This window comes from Streptomyces sp. NBC_00704 (assembly GCF_036226605.1).
GTDB lineage: Bacteria > Actinomycetota > Actinomycetes > Streptomycetales > Streptomycetaceae > Streptomyces.
Map to the genome: position 1 here is coordinate 3,807,835 of NZ_CP109000.1, position 25,040 is coordinate 3,832,874.

The 25,040-nt window shown below is 72.4% G+C and carries 19 protein-coding genes; 11 read left to right on the forward strand and 8 right to left on the reverse strand.

Translation table 11 applies throughout. The features are described 5' to 3' along the window. Positions 1-59: 59 nt before the first annotated feature. From OG802_RS16580 to OG802_RS16590, 3 genes are all read left to right on the forward strand, one after another. A complete protein-coding gene (locus OG802_RS16580) occupies positions 60-2,276 on the forward strand; it encodes a pectinesterase family protein (RefSeq protein ID WP_329411350.1) in 2,217 nt (738 codons plus the stop codon). Between the two features lie 279 nt (positions 2,277-2,555). After that, positions 2,556-3,083, forward strand: a complete 528-nt coding sequence (locus tag OG802_RS16585) for a hypothetical protein (protein WP_329411351.1) — start codon at positions 2,556-2,558, stop codon at positions 3,081-3,083. A gap of 26 nt (positions 3,084-3,109) precedes the next feature. Then, complete coding sequence (locus tag OG802_RS16590; RefSeq protein WP_329411353.1) at positions 3,110-5,293, forward strand: trypsin-like serine protease; 2,184 nt, start codon at positions 3,110-3,112, stop codon at positions 5,291-5,293. Between the two features lie 228 nt (positions 5,294-5,521). Here the strand turns inward: OG802_RS16590 and OG802_RS16595 are convergent, their stop codons facing one another. Continuing rightward, positions 5,522-7,333 (reverse strand): bifunctional metallophosphatase/5'-nucleotidase, encoded by a 1,812-nt coding sequence (locus OG802_RS16595; protein WP_329411355.1) that lies wholly within the window; start codon positions 7,331-7,333, stop codon positions 5,522-5,524. Between the two features lie 158 nt (positions 7,334-7,491). Here OG802_RS16595 and mshD point away from each other — a divergent pair, with 158 nt between their 5' ends. Further along, complete coding sequence (gene mshD, locus OG802_RS16600) at positions 7,492-8,418, forward strand: mycothiol synthase (protein WP_329411357.1); 927 nt, start codon at positions 7,492-7,494, stop codon at positions 8,416-8,418. A gap of 188 nt (positions 8,419-8,606) precedes the next feature. On the opposite strand, the gene OG802_RS16605 is transcribed toward mshD, so the two are convergent. The 5 genes from OG802_RS16605 to OG802_RS16625 form a co-directional block, all read right to left on the reverse strand. Further along, positions 8,607-9,344, reverse strand: coding sequence for a hypothetical protein (locus OG802_RS16605; RefSeq protein ID WP_329411358.1), 738 nt, complete (start codon positions 9,342-9,344; stop codon positions 8,607-8,609). A 266-nt stretch (positions 9,345-9,610) separates the two neighbouring features. After that, complete coding sequence (locus OG802_RS16610; protein ID WP_329411360.1) at positions 9,611-11,164, reverse strand: ABC transporter permease; 1,554 nt, start codon at positions 11,162-11,164, stop codon at positions 9,611-9,613. Then, positions 11,161-12,153 (reverse strand): ABC transporter ATP-binding protein, encoded by a 993-nt coding sequence (locus OG802_RS16615; RefSeq protein ID WP_329411362.1) that lies wholly within the window; start codon positions 12,151-12,153, stop codon positions 11,161-11,163. Before OG802_RS16615 ends, OG802_RS16610 begins: the two co-directional genes overlap by 4 nt. A 275-nt stretch (positions 12,154-12,428) precedes the next feature. Next, positions 12,429-13,271: a zf-HC2 domain-containing protein gene (locus tag OG802_RS16620; RefSeq protein ID WP_329411364.1), complete on the reverse strand. Its 843-nt coding sequence runs from the start codon at positions 13,269-13,271 to the stop codon at positions 12,429-12,431. 67 nt (positions 13,272-13,338) lie between these two features. Then, a complete protein-coding gene (locus OG802_RS16625; protein ID WP_329411366.1) occupies positions 13,339-13,887 on the reverse strand; it encodes an RNA polymerase sigma factor in 549 nt (182 codons plus the stop codon). Between the two features lie 366 nt (positions 13,888-14,253). On the opposite strand from OG802_RS16625, the gene OG802_RS16630 reads away from it, so the two are divergent. From OG802_RS16630 to pstB, 7 genes are all read left to right on the forward strand, one after another. After that, positions 14,254-16,611, forward strand: coding sequence for an RNA degradosome polyphosphate kinase (locus OG802_RS16630; protein ID WP_329411368.1), 2,358 nt, complete (start codon positions 14,254-14,256; stop codon positions 16,609-16,611). Beyond that, a complete protein-coding gene (locus tag OG802_RS16635) occupies positions 16,592-18,016 on the forward strand; it encodes a CHAD domain-containing protein (protein WP_329411369.1) in 1,425 nt (474 codons plus the stop codon). Before OG802_RS16630 ends, OG802_RS16635 begins: the two co-directional genes overlap by 20 nt. A gap of 22 nt (positions 18,017-18,038) precedes the next feature. Then, a complete protein-coding gene (locus OG802_RS16640; protein WP_329411370.1) occupies positions 18,039-18,473 on the forward strand; it encodes an NUDIX hydrolase in 435 nt (144 codons plus the stop codon). Between the two features lie 435 nt (positions 18,474-18,908). Further along, entirely contained in the window at positions 18,909-20,042 is a 1,134-nt protein-coding gene (gene pstS, locus OG802_RS16645) for a phosphate ABC transporter substrate-binding protein PstS (RefSeq protein WP_329411371.1), read from the forward strand. A gap of 142 nt (positions 20,043-20,184) precedes the next feature. Then, positions 20,185-21,261: a phosphate ABC transporter permease subunit PstC gene (pstC, locus tag OG802_RS16650; protein WP_329417128.1), complete on the forward strand. Its 1,077-nt coding sequence runs from the start codon at positions 20,185-20,187 to the stop codon at positions 21,259-21,261. Continuing rightward, the gene (pstA, locus tag OG802_RS16655) at positions 21,258-22,313 is read left to right on the forward strand and encodes a phosphate ABC transporter permease PstA (protein ID WP_329411372.1); all 1,056 of its coding nucleotides are present in this window, start codon (positions 21,258-21,260) and stop codon (positions 22,311-22,313) included. Before pstC ends, pstA begins: the two co-directional genes overlap by 4 nt. A gap of 87 nt (positions 22,314-22,400) precedes the next feature. Then, positions 22,401-23,177: a phosphate ABC transporter ATP-binding protein PstB gene (pstB, locus tag OG802_RS16660; RefSeq protein ID WP_329411373.1), complete on the forward strand. Its 777-nt coding sequence runs from the start codon at positions 22,401-22,403 to the stop codon at positions 23,175-23,177. Positions 23,178-23,332: 155 nt separating this feature from the next. On the opposite strand, the gene OG802_RS16665 is transcribed toward pstB, so the two are convergent. After that, positions 23,333-24,331, reverse strand: coding sequence for an inorganic phosphate transporter (locus OG802_RS16665; RefSeq protein ID WP_329411374.1), 999 nt, complete (start codon positions 24,329-24,331; stop codon positions 23,333-23,335). A 7-nt stretch (positions 24,332-24,338) separates the two neighbouring features. Continuing rightward, entirely contained in the window at positions 24,339-24,959 is a 621-nt protein-coding gene (locus OG802_RS16670) for a DUF47 domain-containing protein (protein WP_329411376.1), read from the reverse strand. Positions 24,960-25,040: the final 81 nt, after the last annotated feature.

A 25,040-nucleotide genomic window follows, 5' to 3' on the forward strand; every position in this document is an offset into this window, starting at 1 on the left:
CCCGCGCCGGGCGGCGACTCCCCCGCAGTCAAGCCCCCACACACGGAAGGGTTCGCCGCATGAGCGAGCATCGCCGCACGTCACCGGAGCCGGCCGGGACGCCCGCCCCGGTCGGCACGGCCGGATCGACCGCACCGGCCGGGCCCCGTCACCGCAGAGGCGGGAAGGCGCTCACGGCCGGTCTCCCCCTCGCCCTGATCGCCGCCGGCGCCTTCGCCTACGGCACGGAACCCGGCCTCTTCGGCGCGGTCGGGCAGGCCAGCGCGGCCGCCGCGACCACGGCCGCGCCCGACTGGGCCACCGCCTCCGCCGACGGCTTCGCGTCCGTCCACGCCCTGGGCCAGAACGGCACCTACGGCGGCCGCGACGGCCGGACCGTCACCGTGAAGACCCTCGCCGACCTGGAGAAGTACGCGACGGCCCCCGAGCCGTACGTCATCGTCGTCGCCGCGACGATCACCATGAACCCGGTCGGCAAGGAGATCAAGGTCCAGTCGGACAAGACGATCGTCGGCTCCGGGACCGCCGGGCAGATCGTGGGCGGCGGGTTCTTCCTCGGCCAGGGCGTCCACAACGTGATCATCCGCAACCTGACGATCCGGGACGCCTACCAGGGCGTCTGGAACGACAAGGAGCACGACTACGACGGCATCCAGATGGACGGTGCGCACCACGTCTGGATCGACCACAACGACATCCGGCACATGGCCGACGGGCTCATCGACAGCCGCAAGGACACCACGTACCTGACCGTCTCCTGGAACAGGCTCGGTCAGGACAACAAGGCGTTCGGCATCGGCTGGACCGACAACGTCACCGCCGACATCACGATCCACCACAACTGGATCCGCGAGACCGAGCAGCGAAATCCCTCCACGGACAACGTCGCGCACGCGCACCTCTACAACAACTTCCTGGAGGACGTGGCGGGGACGGCGATCAAGTCGTCCTACGGCAACTACTCCCGCGGCCGGACCAACATGGTGCTGGAGAACTCCTACTTCCAGGGGATGACCAACCCCGTGGTCCGGGACGCGACGGCCACGCTCGTCCAGCGCGGCAACCTGCTCTCCGGCACGAGCGGCAAGAACGAGAGCGGCGGGTCGGGCGCGGCCTGGGACCCGAGGACGTACTACCCGTACACCCTCGACAAGGCGGCGGACGTGCCCGCCCTGCTCAAGTCGGGTGCCGGTCCGCGCAGTTCGATCGGCACGACGCCGACGGCCGCCACGAAGTCGACCACGGCGAAGTCGACGACGGCGAAGTCGGCGACGGCCGGGGCCGGGGCCGCGACGAAGGGCGCCGCCGCTCAGGCCGCCGCCGCGACCACGCTCACCGTGGCCAAGGACGGCAGCGGGCAGTACTCGACCGTGCAGGCCGCCGTGAACGCCGTACCCGCGAACAACCCCTCGCGCGTCGTGATCGCCGTCAAGCCGGGCACGTACCGCGAGCTGGTCAAGGTGCCGTCCAACAAGCCGCACGTCACCATCCGGGGCACCGGCGGCAGCCGCAAGGACACCACGATCGTCTACAACAACGCCTCGGGCACCCCCAAGCCGGGCGGCGGCACGTACGGCACCGGCGGCAGCGCCACCGTCGCCGTCGAGGCGGACGACTTCCAGGCCCGCAACCTGACCATCTCCAACGACTTCGACGAGGCCGCCCACCAGGACATCGCCGGCCAGGCGGTCGCCCTGCGCACCGCCGCCGACAAGGTCTTCCTGGACGGCGTCATCGTCAGCGGCGACCAGGACACCCTGCTGGTGGACACCGCCTCCAAGGACAAGCTCGGCCGCGTCTACATGACGAACTCCTATGTGATCGGCAACGTCGACTTCATCTTCGGCCGCGCCACCGCCGTGATCGACAAGTCCGTCATCACGCTGAAGAAGCGCTTCAACGGCACCTCGGCCGGCTACGTCACCGCCCCCAGCACCGCCGCCGGCCGCAAGGGCATCCTGATCACCGACACCACGATCGGCGGGGACGTCTCCGACCGCAGCTTCTACCTCGGCCGCCCCTGGCACGCCGGCGGCGACGCGAGCCTCGACCCGCAGGCCACGGTCCGCAACAGCACGCTGAGCGCGGCGATCAGGACCGCGCCCTGGACCGACATGAGCGGCTTCTCCTGGCGGGACGACCGGTTCGCCGAGTACCAGAACAAGGGCGCGGGAGCGGGCGCCGCGAGCACCGACCGTCCCCAGCTGAGCGCCGCGCAGGCCGCCCAGCAGGAGGTCGCGGACTGGCTGGGGGACTGGACCCCCACCGCGTCCTGACCTGACGGGGCGCCGGCCGCCCGGCCGCACGGCGGACGGGCGGCCGGCGGACGGGCGGCCGGCGTCCGCGTTCACCTCGGCGGCGGCGCGCCCCCGTTCAAATCAGTGGCGGCGCAGCCGTGCGGCTGTTTGAATGCGGCGGCCTCCGATGCTGCCTGACGTGCCGTCATATAGCGGACGTGCAGGCGTACTTCAGGCGGTGAGCGGAGTAGCGCCACCGTCCCGCGACGGGACGGGCACCGAGCACGCACGGCAACTCTCGTCAGGGGGACCACCACCTTGAAACACGCACGGCGGATCATCACCACCGGTGCGGTCGCCGCCGCCTGCGCCGCAGCCGTCGCCTTCGCGTCGGCCCCGGTCGCCTCCCACCACCCGCCCACCTCCCGCACCGCCGCCGGTCACGCGGCGCCGGCCGCCGACGGCGCGCCCGGCTACACGGTCGAGGACTTCGCCTACCCCGGCGCCGACGCCGTCAAGGCGCAGCGCGGCATCACGCTCAAGCGCGGCGACGGCCACATCACGCTCGCCGACTGCGCCTCCGGCACCGGTCTGCTGGAGGTGTACTCGCGCAGGAGCGACAAGGTCTGCTTCCGCGCCACCGGCGCCTCCGGCCGCCTCACCCTGGAGATCCCCTCCGTCTACGGAGTGAAGGGCGAGGCCGGCCACGAGACCGCCGTACAGCTCACCACCGACGGAGCCACGCAGAACCTCGACGTCGGCAGGGGCGAATGGAAGGCGGCCGGCGAGGCCGCCGATCCGGACGGCCGGGAATTCGTCCTGGTCGAGATACGCACCAGCAAGTAACGCCGAACGGGGAAGACGACCACCACATGACCACCACAGGCAAACGCTCCACCGCGCTCGCGGCCCTCGTGACCGCCGCCGTCATCGGCGCGCCCCTCCTCTCCGCGCACGCCGTGTCCGGCAAGCCCGAGACCGACTCCAGCCACGCCTACACCGCCCGCCTCGACATCGGCGGCGGCGCCAAGGGATGCTCCGCGGTCCTGATCGCCCCCCAGTGGCTCGCCACCGCCGCGTCCTGCTTCGCGGACAACCCGGCCGACTCCGTCAGGATCCCCGCCGGGGCGCCCCGGCTGAAGACCACGGCGACCATCGGACGCACCGACCTGACCACCGCCGCGGGCGTCGTCCGCAACGTGGTCCAGCTCGTCCCGCGCGACGACCGCGACCTGGTCCTGGCCCGGCTGTCCGCGCCCGTCGCCGGCATCGCCGCGCCCGGCCTCGCCGCCACCGCCCCGGCCGCGGACTCCACCGTGTCGGTCACCGGCTACGGACGCACCAAGGACGAGTGGGCCCCGCTCAAGCTCCACGGCGACAGCTTCCTGGTCGACCAGGTCGGCGCCACCGACCTCACCGTCCACGGCGCCTCCGGCGCGGCGATCTGCGCCGGCGACTCGGGCGCCCCCGTCGTCGCCCCCGGCGGCCTGATCGGCGTCGCCTCCCGCTCCGACCAGGGCGGCTGCTTCGGCTCCGACCCCGCGCAGACCTCCACCAGCGGCGTCGTCACCCGCACCGACGACATCGCCGCCTGGATCCGCTCCACCACCGAGTCCGCGCCCTTCACCGACTTCAACGGCGACGGCGCCGAGGACACGGCCGTCGGCGACCCCAAGGCCGTTGTCGGCGGCGACGCCGAGGCCGGCGCGGTCCACGTCGTCTACGGCGGCGGCAAGGGCACCGCCGAACTGGACCAGGACCAGGACGTCGTGCCCGGCGGCGCCGAGCCCGGCGACCGCTTCGGCTACGCGCTGGCCACCGTCGACTACGACAAGGACGGCTACACCGACCTCGCCGTCTCCACCCCGTACGAGGACGCCGGCACCATCGCCGACGTCGGCATGGTCTCCGTGGTCTACGGCTCCCCCGGCGGCCTGGGCAAGGGACGCGCCTCCGACAACTACGCCCAGGGCGAGGGCACCGGCGGGCTGAAGGGCGCGGCCAAGGAGAAGGGCGACACGCTCGGCTACTCCCTGGCCGCCGGCATCACCCGCGACGACGAGCCCTACATCGTGATCGGCGACCCCGGCGAGGACGTCGGCTCCGTCGTCGACGCCGGCTCCGTGGTGTACGTCCACGGCGACACGAACCTGTACCTCTCCCAGAACGCCGGACTGCCGGGCTCCCCTGAGACCGGCGACAGGGTCGGCACCGCCGTCGCCGCCGACATGACCAACATCGTCATCGGCATACCGGGCGAGGACATCGGCGACAAGGCCGACGCGGGCGGCCTCGCCGTCCTGACCCACACCCCGGGCGCGAACGCCAAGCCGGTCGTGCGCGCGGGCATCGACCAGGACCTCGACAAGATCTCCGGCGGTGCGGAGAAGGGCGACGAGATGGGCAAGTCCGTCGCCATCGTCCCCAAGGGCACGAACGGCGACTCGATCGTCGCCGTGGGCGCGCCGGGCGAGTCGATCGTCCCGTCCGGCACCACCACGAACCTGGCGAACGGCGGCACCGTCTTCGTCCTCGCCTTCCCCGCCAACAGCGACTGGTCGCAGCAGACGGTGATCAACCAGGACCAGGCGAGCGTGGTCGGCGCCGTCGAGACCGGCGACCGGTTCGGCGAGAGCCTCGCCGCCGTCAACCTCGCCCCCGGCAGGGCCGCGCCGGGCTGGGCCGACCTCCAGCTCGCCGTCGGCGTCCCCGGCGAGTCCCAGGGCACGGTGGCCGGCGCGGGCTCCGTGCAGACGTTCTCCCTGGTGGGCGCCCCCGGCGACCACGACGACGTCCTGTACGCGGGATACAACGGCGTGCCGGGCACGCCGGGCGCCAACCAGCACATGGGCCAGTACATCGACGCGTCCCCGACGCATGTCTCCATCGGTATGCCGAACGGGCCGCAGGCCGGCGGATCGGTCTACCAGGCGCCGTGGAACAACGTCGTCTCGCACACGGACAGCGCCGACCCGAACGAGACCGTCACGGTGCTCCGGCCGGGCACGGGCGGCATCCCGGCGGGCGGCAAGGCGTTCGGCTGGGTCATCAGGTGACCGCGGGGCGATGACCGGGCGGTGACGGGGCGGTGACGTCCGCCCGGCCGCCGGGCAGGAACACGACGAGGCGGCCGCGTTCACGACGCGGCCGCCTCATCGTCCCCGAGAGGGGCGCCCCCGCGCGGTGTGCGACTGCGCGGGGGCTGTGCCTGTGCACGTGGTGCCGGTGCGCGGCGGGGGTACTGCTGAACTGCGGTACTGCTGCACCGCGGTGGTGCGGTGGTGCTACTGCACGACGGTGATCCGGTTCGCCGCCGGCGGGGCCAGCGGGGCCGACGCCGAGGAGTTGGCCGTCAGGTACTGCTCCAGAGCGGTCAGGTCGTCTGCGCCCACCAGGTCGTTCGTGCCCAGACCCAGCGTGGTGAAGCCGTCGCCGCCGCCCGCGAGGAAGCTGTTGGTGGAGACGCGGTAGGTGGCGGCCGGGTCGATCGCCACGCCGTCGAGCCGGATGGAGTCCGTGACGACACGGTCCGCGCCGGCCTTCGTCATGTCCAGCGTGTACGTCAGGTTGGCGGACGGCTGAAGGATCTTCGGCGCGCTCGCGTTCACCCCGCTCACCTGCTCCTTGAGGACCTGGATCAGCTGGGCGCCGGTGAAGTCCTGGAGGTTCACGGTGTTGGAGAACGGCTGCACGGTGAAGCCCTCGGCGTAGGTCACCACGCCGTCGCCCTCAGCGCCCTTGGCCGCGTAGGTGAGACCGGACCGGACACCGCCCGGGTTCATCAGGGCGACGTCCGTCCCCGCGTCGAGCTTCCTGCCGTACCAGAGCTGGGCGTCCGCGATCAGGTCGCCCATCGGCGACTCGGTGCCCGTGCTCGGGACGTCCGCGGTGACGTAGCCGATCGCGCGGTTGCCGATCGGCGCCGCCAGCGTGTTCCACCGGGAGACCAGCTCGGTCATGTCCGGCGCCTTGGCGACGGTCCGGGTGACCACGTGGTTCGCCGACCGGACCGCCGTGCGCGCGATGTCGCCGGTGTAGCGGTCGTACGTCAGCGTGGTGTCCGTGTAGAGGCGGCCGAAGGACGCGGCCGACGTGACCGTGCGCGGCCGGCCCGACGGGTCCGGGATCGTGCAGGCGTAGGCCGTGTGCGTGTGACCCGTCACCAGCGCGTCCACCGCCGGCGTGACGTTCTTCGCGATGTCCACGATCGGGCCGGAGATCCCGGCGCCCGCGCCCGGCGAGTCGCAGTCGTAGTTGTAGGAACCCGAGGCCGGCAGACCGCCCTCGTGGATCAGCGCCACGATCGACTTGACGCCCTGCTTCTGGAGCACCTTGGCGTACTTGTTGATCGTCTCGACCTCGTCCTTGAACGCGAGGCCCTTCACGCCCTCGGCCGACACGACGCCCGGAGTGCCCTCCAGCGTCACGCCGATGAAGCCGATCTTGACGTCCTTCTTCTTCCACACCCAGTACGGCTTCAGGATCGGCTTGCCGGACTTCTCGTTCAGCACGTTCGCCGCGAGGTACGGGAAGTCGGCGCCCCGGAACCTCTTGCCGCCGTAGCAGCCGTCGGTCGGGTGACAGCCGCCCTTCTGCAGCCGGCCCAGTTCCTTCGAGCCCTCGTCGAACTCGTGGTTGCCGACGGAGGTGACGTCCAGGTCGAGCCTGTTCAGCGCCTCGATGGTGGGCTCGTCGTGGAACAGGCCCGAGACCAGCGGGGAGGCGCCGACCATGTCGCCGGCGGCGGCGGTGACGGAGTACGGGTTGCCCTTGCGGGCCTCACGCAGATGGGTGGCGAGGTACTCCACACCGCCCGCGTCGATCGTCTTCGTCGTACCGTCCGCCTGCGACTCCGTGACCCGGCCCGAGGAACCGGACGGCGGTTCCAGGTTGCCGTGCAGGTCGTTGAAGGACAGCAGTTGCACGTCCTGGTAGCGGCTCGGCGACGGCTTGCCGTGCCCGCCCTCGTGGGCGTCCGCCGGGAGCGCGGCGGCAAGCGCGCCGGCGGTGGCGAGAACCGCGGAGGCCGCGACAAGACGGTACGTACGGCGCCGGCCGGGTCTGTCGGCCCGGTGCGGCTGGGAAGTGGCTGGCATGCGCCCCCCTGTGGTCGGCTGGGAATAGGTGGCTCCCGTCCGGCGCAGCCTAAGGTCAACGCGCGTAGCGCGACAGGGGGTTCATGGTTACATCCTGGTTTCCCTTTGCCCCCTCCTTTGCTCCCACTTTGCGGCGTCCGCCCCTTACCCTCGTACGCATGACCAGCGACGACATCGCACGGATCCCCGGCTCCCGTTCCATCGAGACCCACTCCGAGCTCACCCCCGCCCAGGCCGAGGCCGTCCTCGACCTGCTCGCGGCCGCCGCCCGGACGGACGGCCAGCAGGCGGTGTCCGAACAGGGCCGGCTGCAACTGCGCGGAGGCCCCCGCGACGGCGTCAGTCATCTGGTCCTCACCCTCGACGGCGAACTCGTCGGATACGCCCAGCTGGAGGACACCGACCCGGTCGAGGCGCCCGCCGCCGAACTGGTCGTCCACCCCTCCCACCGCGGCCACGGGCACGGCCGGGCCCTCGGCTCGGCCCTGCTCGCCGCCTCCGGCAAACGGCTGCGGGTCTGGGCGCACGGCGGCCACTCCGCCGCCCGCCACCTCGCCCAGGTCCTCGGACTGACGCTGTTTCGCGAACTGCGCCAGATGCGGCGGTCGTTGACCGACCTCGCACTGCCCGAGCCGGTGCTGCCCGCGGGCGTCGGCGTGCGCGCCTTCGTCCCCGGCCGGGACGACTCCGCCTGGCTCGCCCTCAACGCCGCCTCCTTCGCCCACCATCCCGAACAGGGCTCCCTCACCCAGCGCGACCTCGACGACCGCATGGCCCAGCCCTGGTTCGACCCCGCCGGCTTCTTCCTCGCCCACCGCGGCGAGCAGCTCGTCGGCTTCCACTGGACGAAGGTCCACGCCGAGGAACAGCTCGGCGAGGTGTACGTCCTCGGCGTCGCCCCCGACGCCCAGGGGAGCGGCCTGGGCAAGGCCCTCACCACGATCGGCCTGCGCCACCTCGCCGCGCAGGAACTCCCCACGGCGATGCTGTACGTCGACGCCGACAACAAGGCGGCGGTGTCGGTGTACGAACGCCTGGGCTTCGTCACCCACGAAACGGACCTGATGTACCGCTCGGAAACGTGAGCCGGGGGGCGGAGGCGGCGGGGCGGGTGTCGGCGTCGGGCGGGTGTGGGCGTCGGGGGCGGGTGGGCGTCAGGCGGGTGTGGGTGTCGGGCGGGTGTGGGTGTCGGGGCGGTTGGCGGGTGGCGTAGAGGGCCGTAGGACCATCTCGGTCTCTCAGTCGTCGCAGTCGTCGCTCCTCCCGGTTCCGGTCATCTCGGTCCTCTCCACCGTCCGTCCGGCCGACGCGGGTGCAGGCGCGGGTGCGGGCGCAGGTGCAGACGCAGGCCGCGGCGGCCGACGGGTTCCCTGAACAGGACGACCACCGTCAGGGCGGCCGCCGCCAGCAGTGCCGCCCACACCCCGCGCGAGGGGTCCCAGCCCCTCGACAAGGGCAGCGCGAACGGCTGCGACCACTCGGGCAGCGGAGCCAGCACGGCGAGGACGACGGCGAGCAGAACTCCGGGCGTCGCGAGGGCACCGCCGCCGCTCCCGGCGGTGCGGCGCAGTCCCAGCGCGGCGAGCGCCAGCACGAGGGCGAGCAGCCCCGCCGCTTCCAGCGTCAGCCCGCCCCACGGCAGCAGCCCGCGCTCGTCCGGCCCGACCGCCCGGGCGCCCCCGGCCAGCACACCGGCCCAGCCCAGCCCCACCGACACCACGGCCACGCCGGCGCGCAGGGTGCGCGGCAGCCAGCGCGGCACCGGCGTCACCTCGGTCGTGGCGGCCGCGGCGTCGTCCAGCACGAACGCCGCGCCCACGGCGAGGAGTACCGCTCCCGCACGGATCAGCAGCACCGCGTCGGAGAGCCGCAGACCGGACGAGACGGCAGCGGGGATGCTCACGAGCAGCCACCCGACCGCCCCCGCCACCAGCAGCGGCGTCGTACGGGCGGAGCGCAGCACGTACGGCACGAGCTGCGGCCACAGCCGCCCGGTGCGTTCTCCGTCCACCTCGCCCCCTCCGCGCACCGCGCTCACTTCCCGCGCTTGGTCCACTCCCGCTTCGTTCGCTCCGCACGCTTCGTTCGCTCCGCGCGCTTCGTCCCGCGCTTCGTCCGCTCCGCGCGCTTCGTCCACTTCCCGCGCTTCGTCCACTTCCCGCGCTTCGTCCACTTCCCGCGCTTCGTCGGCTCCGCGTGCCTCGCCTACTCCTCGCGCTTCGTCCGCTCCGCGTGCCTCGCCTACTCCTCGCGCTTCGTCGGCTCCGCGTGCCTCGCCTACTCCTCGCACTTCTCCGCCTCCTTGGGCACCTCGACGCCCAGGAGCCTCGCCGCCTGCGCGGTCGTCGTGCGCGGAGACGTCAGCTGCGCCCAGTGGGCCTTGACGCGTGCCGTCATCGCCGCACGCGGACGCTTCAGCAGTTCCTGGAGGACCGTCGTCTGCGGGCCCGTCAGGCTCATTCCGTTCGTCGGGGCCAGGACGACGGCCGGGCCGCTGAGGCTGTCGTCGAGCCGCACGTTCTGGAAGGTCGCCGTCGGGGTGGGGTCGGTGCTCAGGACCAGCCACATGACGGTCACCGCACGCGCGTCGTCGCAGAGGTCCTGCGTCGTCATGTCCTCCCTGCCCCCTACCAGGACGACGGCGGCGCCGACCGCGAACTCGGGGACGCGGTTGCCGCCCCAGCGGGTGCCGACGGTCACCTCGCCCGGCGTGGTGGAGGGCGTGAGGGCTCCGTCGACCTCCACCTGGTCGTCGATGTAGACACGCTGGCGGATCGTCAGGCGTGCCCCGGCAGCCGTGCCGCCGGCCGCGGACTGCACGCGGTCGACGACCTCGGCCCATTCGGAACGCACACCGCTCCACTCGTCGAAGGAGCAGTAGGTCGAGCGGCCGCGCCGCTCGCACGACTGGACCTTCTGCGGGGTGGCGGCCGCCGTTTCGCGGGCCGTGTCCAACGCCTTCGCGTCGCGCGGGTACTGGCCGACCGCACCGGTCACGGTCACTGCCAGCGCGAGGACGGCAGCCGCCCAGACGGCCCGGGTCCGGCCGCCGGACCGCAGCAGCGCCACGCAGGTCAGCACCGCGCACAGACCCGTCACGTACAGGGCGTGCCAGCCGGCCGGGCGGCCGAGCAGATCGCTGGGCACCGGGTCGCCGCCGCCTTGGACGACGAAGAGGAACGGTGAGAGCCAGCCCGCCCACCGGCCCGAGTCCTCCGCTGCGGAGGCGAGGACGAAGAGCAGGTAGAGGGGGATCGAGAGCAGTATGGGAACGAAGGAGGACGGCAGCAGACGGGCCAGCAGCACTCCCAGGACACCGGCCAGCAGCACGGTCAGGGGCGCGACGGCCAGCTCCCCCACCGAGCCGTGGCTGATCGCGCCGGGCTTCAGCGCCTCCCGCGCGAACTCGACCGCGACGACGAGCGCGGTGAGCGCCGCGAACGGCACCACGGACAGCACATGGGCGAGGGTGCGCCGCCAGGGCTCCATCGCCAGGACGTCGAACTGCTGCACCGTCTGGCTCTTGCGGGAGCGCAGCGCGGCCGCGTTGCAGCAGATGAACACGGCGACGGCGAACAGCAGAGGCTCCGCCTGGGTCTGCCGGTCGACGGTGTTGAGGACGGGATAGTCGTCCATGCCGTCCCGGTGCATGAGCCGCAGGGCCACGAAGCCGACGTAGAGGGCGAAGGTCAGCAGCAGCGGAACCTGAAGCAGCAGTTCCCGGACCTCGAACCGGGCGAGGGCGAGGACGGCCCGGACGCGGTGCCCCTCGCGCGCGGGCTCGGCGAACGCCGTCGCCGGCTCGGTGGTCGTCATGGTCGCCGCGCTCATGCCGTCACCGCCGCACTGTCGCCGTCGGCGTCGAGAGCGAGCAGGTACCCGTCCTCCAGGGTGGGTTCCAGCAGGTCGGCGCCCTTCGGGGGGTCCCCCACGTTCCGGAAGGCGCCGGTGCCGGTGCGCCAGCCTGCCAGAGCGCCGGGGTCGCGTTCGGCGCTGCTCCATACCCGGCCCGCCGCGCGGGCGGTCAGCTCGGCCGGAGCGCCCTCGAAGCGGACCCGGCCGCGGGCCAGCACCACCACACGGTGGCAGAGCATCGCCACGTCCTCCGTCAGGTGCGTGGACAGCAGCACCGTGCGGCCCTCGCCCGCCTCGGCGATCAACTCCCGGAAACGCATCCGCTGTTCGGGGTCGAGACCCACGGTCGGTTCGTCCAGCACCAGGAAGCCGGGGTCCCCGACGAGGGCCGCGGCCAGGGCGACGCGCTGACGCATGCCGCCGGACAGCCGCTTGATGCGGGTCCCGCGCACGTCGGAGAGGTCGACGGCGTCCAGCACGCGCCGCACCTCGCGCAACCGGGCGGAGCGGTCGGTCAGCTCCTTCAGGATCGCCACGTAGTCCACGAAGTCGAAGGCCGTGAAGTCCGTGTGGAAGCCGGGGTTCTGCGGCAGATAGCCGAGCGTGCGGCGCAGGGCGAGTCGTCCGGAGGCGGTGCCGGGATCATGGCCGAGGGCCGTGAACCGGCCGCCGCCGGGCGGGACGGCCGTGGCCAGCACCCGCAACAGGCTCGTCTTTCCCGCGCCGTTGGGACCCAGCAGACCCGTGACGCCCCTGCGCAGCCGGAGTGAGACCCCGTCGAGGGCCCGGGTCGCGCCGAAGCGCAGCGACAGGTCGGTGGCCGTGAGGGTGGCGGGACCCGAGGCGCCACGGCCGCCGTGCCCGGTGACAGGTCCGGCGGCGGACCCGGCGGCGGGCCCGGTCGCCCCGGAAACGGGCTCCGGACCGGGCTCCGGAACGGGTCCCGAGACGGATGCGGTGGTCATGTGAGGCTCCTGGGAATCCGGTTGAGGAACGGAGGCGGGGACGGGGGCGGAGGCGGGTGGGGAAACGGGGCCGGACCCGGGTTCAGCACCGGAAGCGGGGGCGGGGCCGGGGGTGGGAACGGGTTTGGTGCCGGGGCCGAGGCCGGGATCTGGACCGGCACCGGAGCCGGGGACGGAACCCCGTTCGGCGCCTGAACCGGGATCGAGGCCGGGTTCAGCACCGGAACCGGGATCGGCGCCTGAACCGGGATCGGGGCCGGGGCCCGGGGGGCGGGTCATGCGGCGCCGCCGTTGTGGAAGCCGCCCAGGGGACGCGCGTCGAAGCGGTCCCGGCCCTGGTAGAGCAGGAGGGCGGCGAGGGCCGTCACCGCCGCCGCGGCCGCCTGGCCCCCGGCCGTGAACGGGGCGAGCGTGTCGTGTGCCCGCGTCTGGTTCCCGGTGAAGACCAGCAGCGTCAGCCATCCCCCGCCGACCAGGGTCGGCGCGAGGACCGAACCCAGCCGGGCGCTCAGCGCGAGCCCCGTGGCCGTCAGGGCGAGCGCCGGCAGCAGCCAGGCCAGGGCCAGCAGCCCGTACGCCGGAAGGGCCAGCGTCGCCAGGCCGTTGCAGACCAGCCCCGCGGTGAGCACCGCCACGGTGCGGATCATCAGCAGCCGGAAGCCGTGCAGCGGGGCGACCACCGCCATCTCGTACGTCGGGTCGAGCGACGGCCCGTAGGACAGGGCGACCCCCGCGAGCGGGAGCAGCGGGGCGAGCGCGAGGAACAGCGTCGGCCGATCCGCCACGCGCACCGCCAGCACCGTCGTGACCAGCAGGAACAGCACCGAGAGCAGCCAGGAGCGACGCAGCACCGGTGTCGCGGCGAGCAGCCGCGCGGTGTGGTCGGCCACGCCGAGCCGCGTCAGCAGCCGCTCGACCGGGCCCGGCCGCGGCGCGTCCAGCTCGGCGTCCAGCCGCTCCCAGGCGGCGTCCAGGGCGACCGGGTCGACGGCTTCGGCGAGCCGGGCCCGGCACAGGGCGCACCCGGTGAGATGGGCGTCGGCGGACCACAGCAGGGGTGGTGCCAGCTCACCCTGCGCGTAGGCGCGCAGGTCGTCCTCCGCCACGTGCCACGTCATGCCATGACCTCCCTCGACCGCTCGTCGCCCACGCGGACGCGCAGACCCGCTCCGCACACGTACCGCCTCATGCCAGCGCCTCCCGCAGTTGCTTGCGGGCACGCAGGGCCCGCGTCTTGACGGTGCCGGGCGGGATGCCGAGCAGCACGGCCGCCTCCCGGGTGGTGAGCCCGTCGATGACGGTGGCCTGGAGAACGGCACGCAGCTCCGGCGAGAGGCGGGTGAGGGCCCCGGCGAGATCACCGTGCTCGACTCCCGCGAGCACGCGTTCCTCCGCCGAGGCCTCGTCGCGATGGCGCAGCCGGGCCAGCGTCTGCCGCAGCCGGCCACGCGCCCCGTCCCCGCGCACGGCGTCCACCAGACGACGCGAGGCGATGCGCCACAGCCAGCCGGCCGCGTCGGAGGAGCCCTGCTCACGGTGGCGGGCCGTGCCGCGCCACACGGCGAGGAACGTCTCCTGGACGACGTCGTCGACTATCGCCGCGTCGGCGCACCGGCCGCGCATGCGCGCGGTCAGCCATGGGGCGTACCGCCGGTACAGCTCCTCGAAGGCATGACGGTCCCGGTCCGCCGCGATGGCCCGCAGCAGCTCCCCGTCGCTTCTCGTTTCGCTCACATCTCCTCATCGGACGAGCCCCGCCGCTCGGTTCACACTTCCGCCCACGATCTTTTCCGACCGGCCGCCCCGCCCCCCTCTCCGCACCCCGCGCTCCCGGTTTTCCGCACCCTCCGCGCCCGGTTTTCCGCACCCTCCGCGCCCGGTTTTCCGCACGCCCGCACCCTGCTTTCCGCACGCGCCACCGCATCCGGCCGGGCCTCGACCTCCCCACCCCGCCCCCAGGCCAGTCCTCGCCTCACCCGCCGTCCGACCCCCCAGGCCCCGTCCGTCCGCCCCCGTCCGCCCCCGGGGAGCCGCCCCCCGATATCCCGCACGCCATGTCTGCGTAACCGTCGGTTAAGACGGCCTTGCGAGGCTCGCCGGATGAAGCCCGCCGTGCCCGAGCCTTCGCCGCCTCCCGGGGGAATCGAGCCCTCCGCAGGTTCCCCCGCGATCCCGCCCGCACGTTCCGACGCGCCTGTCTCGCTCTCAGCGCGGAAGAATGGGTACATGAGCCAGTCAGACACCCAGGCCGAGGTCCAGCACGCGCAGCCCTCCGTGGGCTCGATCGCCGCGCACCGCCCGCACACCGTGGCTGCCGTCGTCTCCGATCTGGAGCCCGACATCGATGCCGACCTCGACACCTACGAGGAGGCTCCCTACGACGGACCCCAGCTCCCGCAGGGCCGTTTCCTCGACCGGGAACGCAGCTGGCTCGCGTTCAACGAGCGCGTCCTGGAACTCGCCGAGGACCCGGACACGCCTCTCCTGGAGCGGGCGAACTTCCTGGCGATCTTCGCCAGCAACCTGGACGAGTTCTTCATGGTCCGGGTGGCGGGACTGAAGCGCCGCATAGCCACCGGCGTCGCCACCCGCTCCGCGTCCGGCCTCCAGCCCCGCGAGGTGCTGGAGATGATCTGGGCGCGCTCGCGCGAGCTCATGGCCCGGCACGCCGCGACCTACCACGAGGACATCGCCCCCGCACTCGCGGAGGAGGGCATCCACCTGGTCCGCTGGAGCGAGCTGACGGAGAAGGAGCAGGCGCGCCTGTTCACCCTCTTCCGGCACCAGATCTTCCCGGTCCTGACCCCCCTCGCCGTCGACCCCGCGCACCCCTTCCCGTACATCTCGGGTCTCTCGCTGAACCTCGCGGTCGTCGTGCGCAACCCGGTCAGCGGTCACCGGCACTTCGCGCGGGTCAAGGTGCCGCCGCTGCTGTCCCGCTTCCTGGAGAGCTCCCCGGGCCGCTACGTCCCCATCGAGGACGTCATCGGCGCCCACCTGGAGGAGCTGTTCCCGGGCATGGAGGTGCTGGAGCACCACGCCTTCCGGCTCACCCGCAACGAGGACCTGGAGGTCGAGGAGGACGACGCCGAGAACCTGCTCCAGGCCCTGGAGAAGGAGCTGATGCGGCGCCGCTTCGGGCCGCCGGTGCGCCTGGAGGTCGAGGAGTCCATCGACCGCGAGGTCCTCGACCTGCTGGTGCGCGAGCTGAAGGTCTCCGAGGCGGAGGTCTACCCGCTGCCGGGCCCGCTCGACCTCACCGGCCTCTTCCGCATCCACGGCCTCGACCGGCCCGAGCTGAAGTACAAGAAGTTCATCGCCGGCACCCACCGCGACCTCGCCGAGGTCGAGTCGGCGTCCCCGCCGGACATCTTCGCGGCCCTGCGCAGCCGGGACGTCCTGCTGCACCACCCCTACGACTCGTTCTCGACGTCCGTCCAGGCGTTCCTGGAGCAGGCGGCCGGCGACCCGGACGTCCTGGCCATCAAGCAGACGCTGTACCGAACCTCGGGCGACTCGCCGATAGTGGACGCGCTCATCGAGGCCGCCGAGACCGGCAAGCAGGTCCTCGTCCTGGTCGAGATCAAGGCCCGGTTCGACGAGCACGCCAACATCAAGTGGGCGCGCAAACTGGAGGAGGCCGGCTGCCACGTCGTCTACGGCCTCGTCGGTCTGAAGACGCACTGCAAGCTGTCGCTGGTGGTCCGCCAGGAGGGTGACACGCTGCGGCGCTACTGCCACGTCGGCACCGGCAACTACCACCCGAAGACGGCCCGGCTCTACGAGGACCTCGGTCTGCTCACCGCCGACCCGCAGGTCGGCGCGGACCTCTCCGACCTCTTCAACCGGCTCTCCGGCTACTCCCGCCGCGAGACCTACCGCCGCCTCCTCGTCGCACCCAAGTCGCTGCGCGACGGCCTGATCTCGCGCGTCGACAAGGAGATCCAGCACCACCGCGCGGGACGGCCGGCGCATGTGCGCATCAAGGTCAACTCGATCGTCGACGAGGCCCTCATCGACTCCCTGTACCGGGCGTCGCAGGCGGGCGTGCCGGTCGACGTCTGGGTGCGCGGGATCTGCGCGGTGCGCCCAGGCGTTCCCGGCCTGTCGGACAACATCCGGGTCCGCTCCATCCTCGGCCGCTTCCTGGAGCACTCCCGGGTCTTCGGTTTCGGCAACGGCGGGGAGCCCGAGGTGTGGATCGGCAGCGCCGACATGATGCACCGCAACCTCGACCGCCGTATCGAGGCCCTGGTCAGGGTCACCGACCCGGGCCACCGGGCGTCGCTGAACCGGCTGCTGGAGACCGGCATGTCCGACGGCACCGCCTCCTGGCACCTCGGCCCGGACGGCGAATGGACCCGGCACTCGACCGACGCGGACGGCAGCCCCCTGCGCAACGTCCAGGAGATGCTCATAGACGCCCGGAGGCGCCGGCGTGGCCCAGCGACACCCTGACCTGACCGGCCCCGCGGCCGGGCCCGCGACGACGGGGGACGTCCTCGCGGGCTACCTCCGGGCCCAGGCCACGGAGTTCCTCCGCGCGCTGCGCCTGCACCGGGAGGCGGGAAGCGCCGCGTCGCACGGCCCGTCGCACGCGCGCGCGTGGGACCCCGGCGCCGGCCGGGCGCACCCGCGCGCGCGGGACGCCGGCCCGGCCGGCGGACCGCCCCCGGACCGGGTGGACGCCGTGCGCGCCCTGCGCCGTTCGGCCCGCCGCATCACCGGCGCCCTGCACACCTTCCGCCCTCTCCTCGACCCCGAGTGGGCGGAGGAGATCCGGACCGAACTGGTCTGGCTGTCGGACACGCTGGCACTGGAGCAGGCGTACGGGGCCCGCTTGGAGCGGCTGCTGCTGGCACTGAACCGGCTGTCGGGCACGGCCCCCGAGCCTTCCCCCGCGCCTTCCCCCACGGCTCCGACCGCGCCACCCTCCCCGCCGCCGTTCGCGCCTCCTTCCTCACCTCCGGTCGGGCCTCCCCATGCGCCTCCCTCCGCGCCCGCGAGCGCGCCGCCTTCCGCGCAGACGCCGCCCCCGGCCATGACGACCCGCGGCACGCCCGCCCACCTGCCGGTACCCGTACCGGCGCCGGCATCCGCACCAGCACCAGCACCAGCACCAGCACCAGCCTTCGTACCCGCCCAGGAACCGGCGAGCGGTGCGCCCGGCCGGACGGCGGGCGCCGGCGGCCGTGCCGGGGCCCGTTCGGCCGCCCAGGCCCGCGGCAGCGGCAACCTCGCCGCGGGCCCGGCGAAGGCGGGCGCCCTCCTGGACCGTCAGCTCACCCTCGCCCGCGCCCGGGCCCACTCCGCCGCGCTCCAGGCCCTCGGCTCCGCCCGCTTCCACGCCGTCGCCGACAAGGTCGCCGTCCTCGCCAGCGAGGTCCCCCTCGCACCGGCCGCCCACACCACCGACCTGCGGCTCCTGGCGCTGGCGGCGGAGGAACGTCTCGCCGACGCGGTCGCCGCGCTGCCGCTCATCACCGCGGGCAGCCCGTACAACGCGGAGGCCCTGGTCCAGGGCCTCTCCGCGGACCCGTCCCCGCACCCGCAGGACGCGCCCTGGCACCAGGTCCGCCTGCTCCTGCGGCTGCACCGGTACGCCTGCGAGGCCGTCCACGGAGCCGGCGCCCCCCTGGACGTCCGGCTGCTCACCGCGGGCCAGGCCCTCGACCGGCACCGCGACGCGTCGGAGGCGGCGTCGGCCGCGGCCCGGGCGGCCCGCACCCCGCGGATCGCCCCCGCGACGGCGTACGCGCTCGGCGTGCTCCACGCCGACCAGCGCCACGAGGTGGAGGCGGCGCGGTACGCCTTCCAGCGGACGTGGCGGAAGCAGATCGCCGGCGCCGCCGGCACACCCTGACCGGACGGGCGGTGAGAACGAGATGAGCACTGCGGGAAACCCCGACGAGGACGCCGTCGTCCACGCGGCCGGGTGTGTGCTGTGGCGACGGTCCCCGGTGGACGCCACGCTCGAGGTGTGTCTCGTGCACCGTCCCAAGTACGACGACTGGTCGCACCCCAAGGGCAAGCTGAAACGTGGTGAGGACGCCCTCGCGGGCGCCTTGCGCGAGGTCGAGGAGGAGACGGGCCACCGAGCCGTCCCCGGCGCGCCCCTGCCGACCGTCGAGTACGAGGCGAACGGCCGGCCCAAGGAGGTCCGCTACTGGGCCGCCGAAGCCGTCGCGGGGACGTTCACCCCGAACGACGAGGTGGACCGCCTCCTCTGGTTGTCCCCGCCCGCCGCCCGCGACCGCCTCACCCAGCCGAGGGACCGATACCTCCTGGACGCCCTGCTGCACGTCCTGCACCCGGCCTGACGGCCGCCGAGGCCGCCCGGGCCGCCGCTCCCCCACGCACCCCAGGTCCGCCGCACCCCAGGTCCACCGAGGCCGCGGGCTCCCCCCTCCCCTCCCCCCGGTCCGCCGACGACGCAGGCTCCCCATGTCCTCGGCGTGCGCGCGTTTCCGTGCCCCAGGGCCTGCCGGGCCTGCCGGGCCTGCCGTCCCGCCCGCCGCTCGCCCTGCTCAACCGGACCGACGGGCCCTAACCGCACCGTCCCCAGGGATTCACCCGCCGTTCATTCGTGCCCGTGAGCGCCTTCACCTGATCTGCCTAATTTCGGCCTTACGCGGTGCGGCTCGCGACCAAGCGGCACGCAACAGCAGCAATGGCAGCACTCGCACCACCCGAACTTCGCACACTCCGCACGCCGCCGGATTCAGGACGGCGGCTCCTGGAAGGACCTTCCCCAAGTGAAGCTTCAGCGCATGAACCGGCGGGCTCTCTCCCTCGGTGCTCTCGCCGTCTCCGGCGCCCTGGCCCTCACGGCGTGCGGCTCCGACGACACCGGCTCCCGGTCGAACAGCGGCGGCGACTCCTCCGCGACCGCGGCCGCCGGGTCCGTCAAGTGCGACGACGCCAAGGGCCAGCTCCTCGCGGACGGCTCCTCCGCGCAGAAGAACGCGATCGACGCCTGGGTGAAGAACTTCACCCAGGCCTGCCCCGGCGTCCAGGTCAACTACAAGGGCTCCGGCTCCGGCGCGGGCGTCACCGCGTTCACGCAGGGCCAGGTCGCCTTCGCCGGCTCGGACTCCGCGCTCAAGCCCGACGCCGTCGCCGCCTCCAAGTCGGTGTGCAAGGGCGGCCAGGGCATCGACCTGCCGATGGTGGCCGGCCCGATCGCCGTCGCCTACAACGTCTCCGGCGTGGACGGCCTCGTCCTCGACGCCGCGACGATCGCCAAGATCTTCGACGGCAAAATCACCGACTGGAACGACGCCGCGATCGCCAAGCTCAACCCGGGCGCGAAGCTTCCCGACCTGAAGATCCAGCCGTACCACCGCTCCGACGAGTCGGGCACGACGGACAACTTCACCAAGTACCTGATCGCCGCCGCCCCGAACGACTGGAAGTACTCCGGCGGCAAGGCCTGGCAGGCCAAGGGCGGCCAGGCCGCGGCCGGCTCCTCCGGCGTCGCCCAGGGCGTGAAGCAGACCAACGGCGCGATCGGCTACATGGAGCTGTCCTACGCCAAGGACGGTCTGGGCACGGTCGCCGTCGCCACGGGCGCCGCCGCGCCGGTCAAGCCCTCCTCCGACGGCGCCACCAAGGCCGTCGCCGCCGCGAAGATCGTCGGCACGGGCAGCGACCTGTCGCTGAAGCTGGACTACACCACCAAGGCCGACGGTGCCTACCCGCTCACCCTGGTCACGTACGAGATCGTCTGCGACAAGGGCAACAAGGCCGACACCCTGCCCGCGACCAAGGCGTTCCTGCGCTACATCGCCGGCGCCGAGGGTCAGGGCATCCTCTCGGGCATCGACTACGCGCCGATCCCCGACACCGTCATCTCCAAGGTCCGCACCACCATCGAGGGCCTGAGCTGATCCGAAGGGTGCGGTCCGGCCGGGGGACCCGGCGCGGACCGCACCCGTCCGGTGCACCGCCGCCAGGGGCCACGCGCGATCCGGCCCCACCCGAGCCGCCCACACCCGCCGGCGGCTCCGCAGACCGGAGATCCCCATGGACATGACGACGCGGCAGACGGACACGTCCGACACCCCGCCTCCCCGAACCCCGACCACCACGACCCCGACCACCACGACCCCGGCTCCCTCACCCCCGGCTCCCCCGCCGCCCCCGCCGCCCCTGTCGCCGGAGCAGAAGCGCGCGGCACGCGGCGCCACCCGCCCCGGTGACCGCGTCTTCCTCGGTCTCTCCCGCGGCTCGGGCATCCTCCTGCTGGCGATCATGGCCGCGATCGCGGTCTTCCTCACCTACCGGGCCTGCCTGGCCATCAGCGAGGACGAGGCGAACTTCCTCACCGCCTTCGAGTGGAACACCAGCCTCGTCCCGCCGAGGTTCGGCATCGCGGTGCTGGCCTTCGGCACCGTGGTCTCGTCGGTCATCGCGATGGCCATCGCGGTCCCCGTCGCCGTCGCGATCGCCCTCTTCATCACCCACTACGCGCCGCGCCGCATGAGCGGCCCCGTCGCGTACGTGATCGACCTGCTCGCCGCCGTCCCCTCCATCGTGTACGGCCTCTGGGGCGCCCTCGTCCTCGTGCCCCACATGGCGGGCCTGTTCGGCTGGCTGGACGACTACCTGGGCTGGACCGGCGTCTTCTCCTGGGACCGGGGCGCCCCGCGCTCGATGCTCACGGTGGGCGTCCTGCTGGCCGTGATGATCCTGCCGGTCATCACCAACGTCAGCCGCGAGGTCTTCCGCCAGGTCCCGCAGACGCACGAGGAGGCGGCGCTGGCGCTGGGCGCCACCCGCTGGGAGGTCATCCGCATGTCGGTGCTGCCCTTCGGCCGCTCCGGCGTGATCTCCGCCTCGATGCTCGGCCTCGGCCGCGCCCTCGGCGAGACGATGGCCGTGGCCACCGTCCTCTCCCCCGACTTCGACATCCACGCCAGCCTGCTGAACCCCGGCGGCGGCACCTTCGCCCAGAACATCGCCAGCAAGTTCAACGAGGCGACGGAGTTCGGCCGGGACGCGCTCATCGCCTCCGGCCTGGTCCTGTTCGTCATCACGCTGCTGGTCAACGGCGCGGCACGCCTGATCATCGCGCGCCGCAAGGAGTACTCGGGGGCCGACGCATGAGCCACGCAAGCACAGGAGCCGGCAAGAGCCCCGGCACGCTCCAAGGCGCCGTCCTGCCGTCCTGGTCCCCGTGGGCCGTCGCGGCCGGCTCGCTCGCCCTCGCGGCCGTCGTCGGCCTCGCCGGCGGCCTCGACAGCAGGATCCAGTGGGGCCTGATCGCCGGCGTCCTGTTCATCGCCGGCACCTACGGCATCACCGCGAAGGTGGAGGGCCGCCGCCAGGCCAGGGACAGGATCGCGACGAACCTGATCTGGGCGGCGTTCCTGCTGGCGGTCGTCCCGCTGGTGTCCCTCCTGTGGACGACGGTCCAGCGCGGCGTGAAGGTCCTGGACGTCTACTTCCTCACCCACTCCATGGGGGTGGTCGCGGACAGCGAGCCGGGCGGCGGCATCTACCACGCCGTCCTCGGCAGCCTGGAGCAGGTCGGCCTCGCCACCGCGATCGGCGCCCCGGTCGGCATCCTGACGGCGATCTACCTGGTGGAGTACGGCCGGGGCGGTCTGGCGAAGGCGGTCACGTTCTTCGTCGACGTCATGACCGGCATCCCCTCCATCGTGGCGGGCCTGTTCATCCTCAGCCTGATGCTGATGCTGGACATGCGGCCCTTCGGCTTCGCGGGCTCGCTGGCGCTGGCGATCCTGATGATGCCGGTGGTCGTGCGCTCGACGGAGGAGATGCTGAAGCTCGTCCCGAACGAGCTGCGCGAGGCGTCGCTCGCCCTGGGCGTCCCCAAGTGGCGCACCATCCTCAAGGTGGTCGTCCCGACGTCGGTCGGCGGCATCATCACCGGCGTGATGCTGGCGATCGCCCGCATCGCCGGCGAGACGGCCCCGGTCCTGCTCCTGGTCTTCGGCAACCCGTTCATCAACGCGAACCCCTTCGAGGGCGCGCAGGCGTCGCTGCCGCTGTACATCTACCAGCAGTACGCGCAGAGCGCGGGCTCCACGGCGGCCTACGACCGCGCCTGGGCGGCGTCGCTCACGCTGATCGCGTTCGTGATGATCCTGAACCTGGCGGCTCGCGGCATCGCCCGCTGGAAGGCCCCCCGTTGACGACACCGTGCGGCTTCCGCCGCGCGGCCTGGTCGCTGAAGCGGCCACAGCGACTGATCGATACGACCGGGAAGTGAGACGAGAGACATGGCCAAGCGAATCGACGTGAGCGGGCTCACCGCCCACTACGGATCCCACAAGGCGATCGAGGACATCTCGATGACGGTCGAGCCGCGTTCGGTGACGGCGTTCATCGGCCCCTCCGGCTGCGGCAAGTCGACGTTCCTGCGCACGCTGAACCGGATGCACGAGGTGACCTCCGGCGGCCGCGTCGAGGGCAAGGTGCTCCTGGACGACGAGGACCTGTACGGCGCGGGCGTGGACCCGGTGTCGGTGCGCCGCGAGGTCGGCATGGTCTTCCAGCGGCCGAACCCGTTCCCCACGATGTCGATCTTCGACAACGTGGCGGCGGGTCTCCGGCTGAACGGCGAGCACAAGAAGTCCGCCCTCGCGGACGTCGTCGAGAAGTCCCTCAGGGGCGCGAACCTCTGGAACGAGGTCAAGGACCGCCTGAACAAGCCCGGCGCGGGCCTGTCCGGCGGGCAGCAGCAGCGTCTGTGCATCGCGCGCGCGATCGCCGTGGAGCCGAAGGTCCTGCTGATGGACGAGCCCTGCTCGGCCCTCGACCCGATCTCCACCCTCGCCATCGAGGACCTGATCGGCGAGCTGAAGGAGCGCTTCACGATCGTCATCGTGACGCACAACATGCAGCAGGCGGCCCGCGTCTCGGACCGCACGGCGTTCTTCAACCTGGCGGCGGTCGGCCGGCCCGGCCGCCTGATCGAGCTGGACGACACGGAACGCATCTTCTCCAACCCGTCCGTCCAGGCGACGGAGGACTACATCTCCGGCCGCTTCGGCTGACCCGAGCCCCTCGCGGTGCTGCATGGCGGTGCCGCCGCGAGGCCCGAGAGCCCGCCCCCTGTCACACAGGGGGCGGGCTCATGCCGTCACCGCCGGGACGGGGGGCGAAGGCGGGGCGCAAGGGCGGGTGAGGCGGGTGAGTGGACCGGCCCGGCCTACAGGAACGCCAGGTCCACGATCCAGAACGCGCACGCCGCCACCAGCGCGGCCGCCGGCATGGTGATGAACCAGCCGAGCACGATGTTCTTGGCGACTCCCCACCGCACGGCGTTGATCCGCTTGGTCGCCCCGACACCCATGATCGCCGAGGTGATCACATGCGTCGTCGAGATGGGCGCCTTGAACAGGAACGCCGTCGTGAACATGATCGACGCCCCCGTCGTCTCCGCGGCGAACCCCTGCGGCGGGTCAAGCTCGATGATCTTCCGCCCGAGCGTGCGCATGATGCGCCAGCCGCCCGCGTACGTCCCCAGCGACAGCATCACCGCGCAGGCGATCTTCACCCAGACCGGGATCGGATCGTCCGCCCCCTGCACATCGCCGATGACCAGCGCCATCACCACGATGCCCATCGTCTTCTGCGCGTCCTGGAGACCGTGGCCCAGCGCCATGCCCGCCGCGGAGACGGTCTGCGCTATGCGGAAGCCCCGCTTCGCCTTGTGCGGGTTGGACCGCCGGAACAGCCACAGGATGGCCGTCATCACGAGGTAACCGACGACGAGTCCGACCATCGGCGAGAGGAACATCGGGATGACGACCTTGTCCATCACCCCGGACCAGATCACGTCCGTGCCGCCCGCGAGCGCGGCCCCCACCATCCCGCCGAACAGCGCGTGCGACGACGACGAGGGCAGCCCGAAGTACCAGGTGACGAGGTTCCAGACGATCGCCCCGATGAGCGCCGAGAACAGGATCCCCATCCCCTTGGACCCGTCGGGCGTCTCGATCAGGCCCTTGCTGACGGTGTGCGCGACGCCGCTCCCGAGGAACGCGCCCGCGAGGTTCATCACGGCGGCCATGGCCAGCGCCGCCCGCGGCGTCAGCGCCCGGGTGGACACGGACGTGGCGATGGCGTTCGCCGAGTCGTGGAAGCCGTTGGTGTAGGTGAATCCGAGCGCGACGCCGATGGTCACGACCAGAGCAAAGGTGTCCATGAAGGGTTCAGGACTCCTTGACCGCGATGGTCTCCACCGTGTTGGCCACGTGCTCGAAGGCGTCGGCGGCCTCCTCCAGCACATCCACGATCTGCTTCAGCTTGAGCACCTCGATGGCCTCGTACTTGCCGTTGAAGAGATGCGCGAGCAGCTTGCGGTGGATCTGGTCGGCCTGGTTCTCGAGCCGGTTGACCTCGATCCAGTACTCGGTGAGGTTCTGCATGGTGCGCAGGTTCGGCATGGCCTCGGCCGTGAGCTCCGCCGCCCGCGCCAGCACCTCGATCTGCTGCTCGACGCCCTTGGGCAGCTCCTCCACGTTGTAGAGGACGACCAGGTCGACGGCCTCCTCCATGAAGTCCATGATGTCGTCGAGGGAGGACGCGAGGTTGTAGATGTCCTCGCGGTCGAAGGGCGTGATGAACGAGGAGTTCAGCTGGTGGAAGATCGCGTGCGTGGCGTCGTCACCTGCGTGTTCCGCGGCCCGCATACGCTCGGCGATCTCGGCCCGGGCGGAGGTGTCCGCCCCGAGGAGTTCCATCAGGAGTTTCGAGCCCGTGACGATGTTGTTCGCGGACGCGGCGAACATGTCGTAGAAGCTCGTCTCCCTGGGGGTCAGACGAAAGCGCACGTGGGGTCCTCAAGATGCATCGGTTTCGGTCAGGCTGATGCTAGGCGCATCATCCGGCCACGGCTAATGGGCCGTCCAACA

Coding starts and splice junctions, on each gene's coding strand:
- OG802_RS16590 (WP_329411353.1), top strand. CDS start 3,110: ATGACCACCACAGGCAAACGCTCCACCGCGCTCGCGGCCCTCGTGACC.
- OG802_RS16640 (WP_329411370.1), top strand. CDS start 18,039: ATGAGCACTGCGGGAAACCCCGACGAGGACGCCGTCGTCCACGCGGCC.
- OG802_RS16620 (WP_329411364.1), bottom strand. CDS start 13,271: ATGACGTGGCACGTGGCGGAGGACGACCTGCGCGCCTACGCGCAGGGT.
- OG802_RS16595 (WP_329411355.1), bottom strand. CDS start 7,333: ATGCCAGCCACTTCCCAGCCGCACCGGGCCGACAGACCCGGCCGGCGC.
- pstC (WP_329417128.1), top strand. CDS start 20,185: ATGACGACGCGGCAGACGGACACGTCCGACACCCCGCCTCCCCGAACC.
- pstA (WP_329411372.1), top strand. CDS start 21,258: ATGAGCCACGCAAGCACAGGAGCCGGCAAGAGCCCCGGCACGCTCCAA.
- pstB (WP_329411373.1), top strand. CDS start 22,401: ATGGCCAAGCGAATCGACGTGAGCGGGCTCACCGCCCACTACGGATCC.
- mshD (WP_329411357.1), top strand. CDS start 7,492: ATGACCAGCGACGACATCGCACGGATCCCCGGCTCCCGTTCCATCGAG.
- OG802_RS16615 (WP_329411362.1), bottom strand. CDS start 12,153: ATGACCACCGCATCCGTCTCGGGACCCGTTCCGGAGCCCGGTCCGGAG.
- OG802_RS16580 (WP_329411350.1), top strand. CDS start 60: ATGAGCGAGCATCGCCGCACGTCACCGGAGCCGGCCGGGACGCCCGCC.
- OG802_RS16665 (WP_329411374.1), bottom strand. CDS start 24,331: ATGGACACCTTTGCTCTGGTCGTGACCATCGGCGTCGCGCTCGGATTC.
- OG802_RS16610 (WP_329411360.1), bottom strand. CDS start 11,164: ATGAGCGCGGCGACCATGACGACCACCGAGCCGGCGACGGCGTTCGCC.
- OG802_RS16630 (WP_329411368.1), top strand. CDS start 14,254: ATGAAGCCCGCCGTGCCCGAGCCTTCGCCGCCTCCCGGGGGAATCGAG.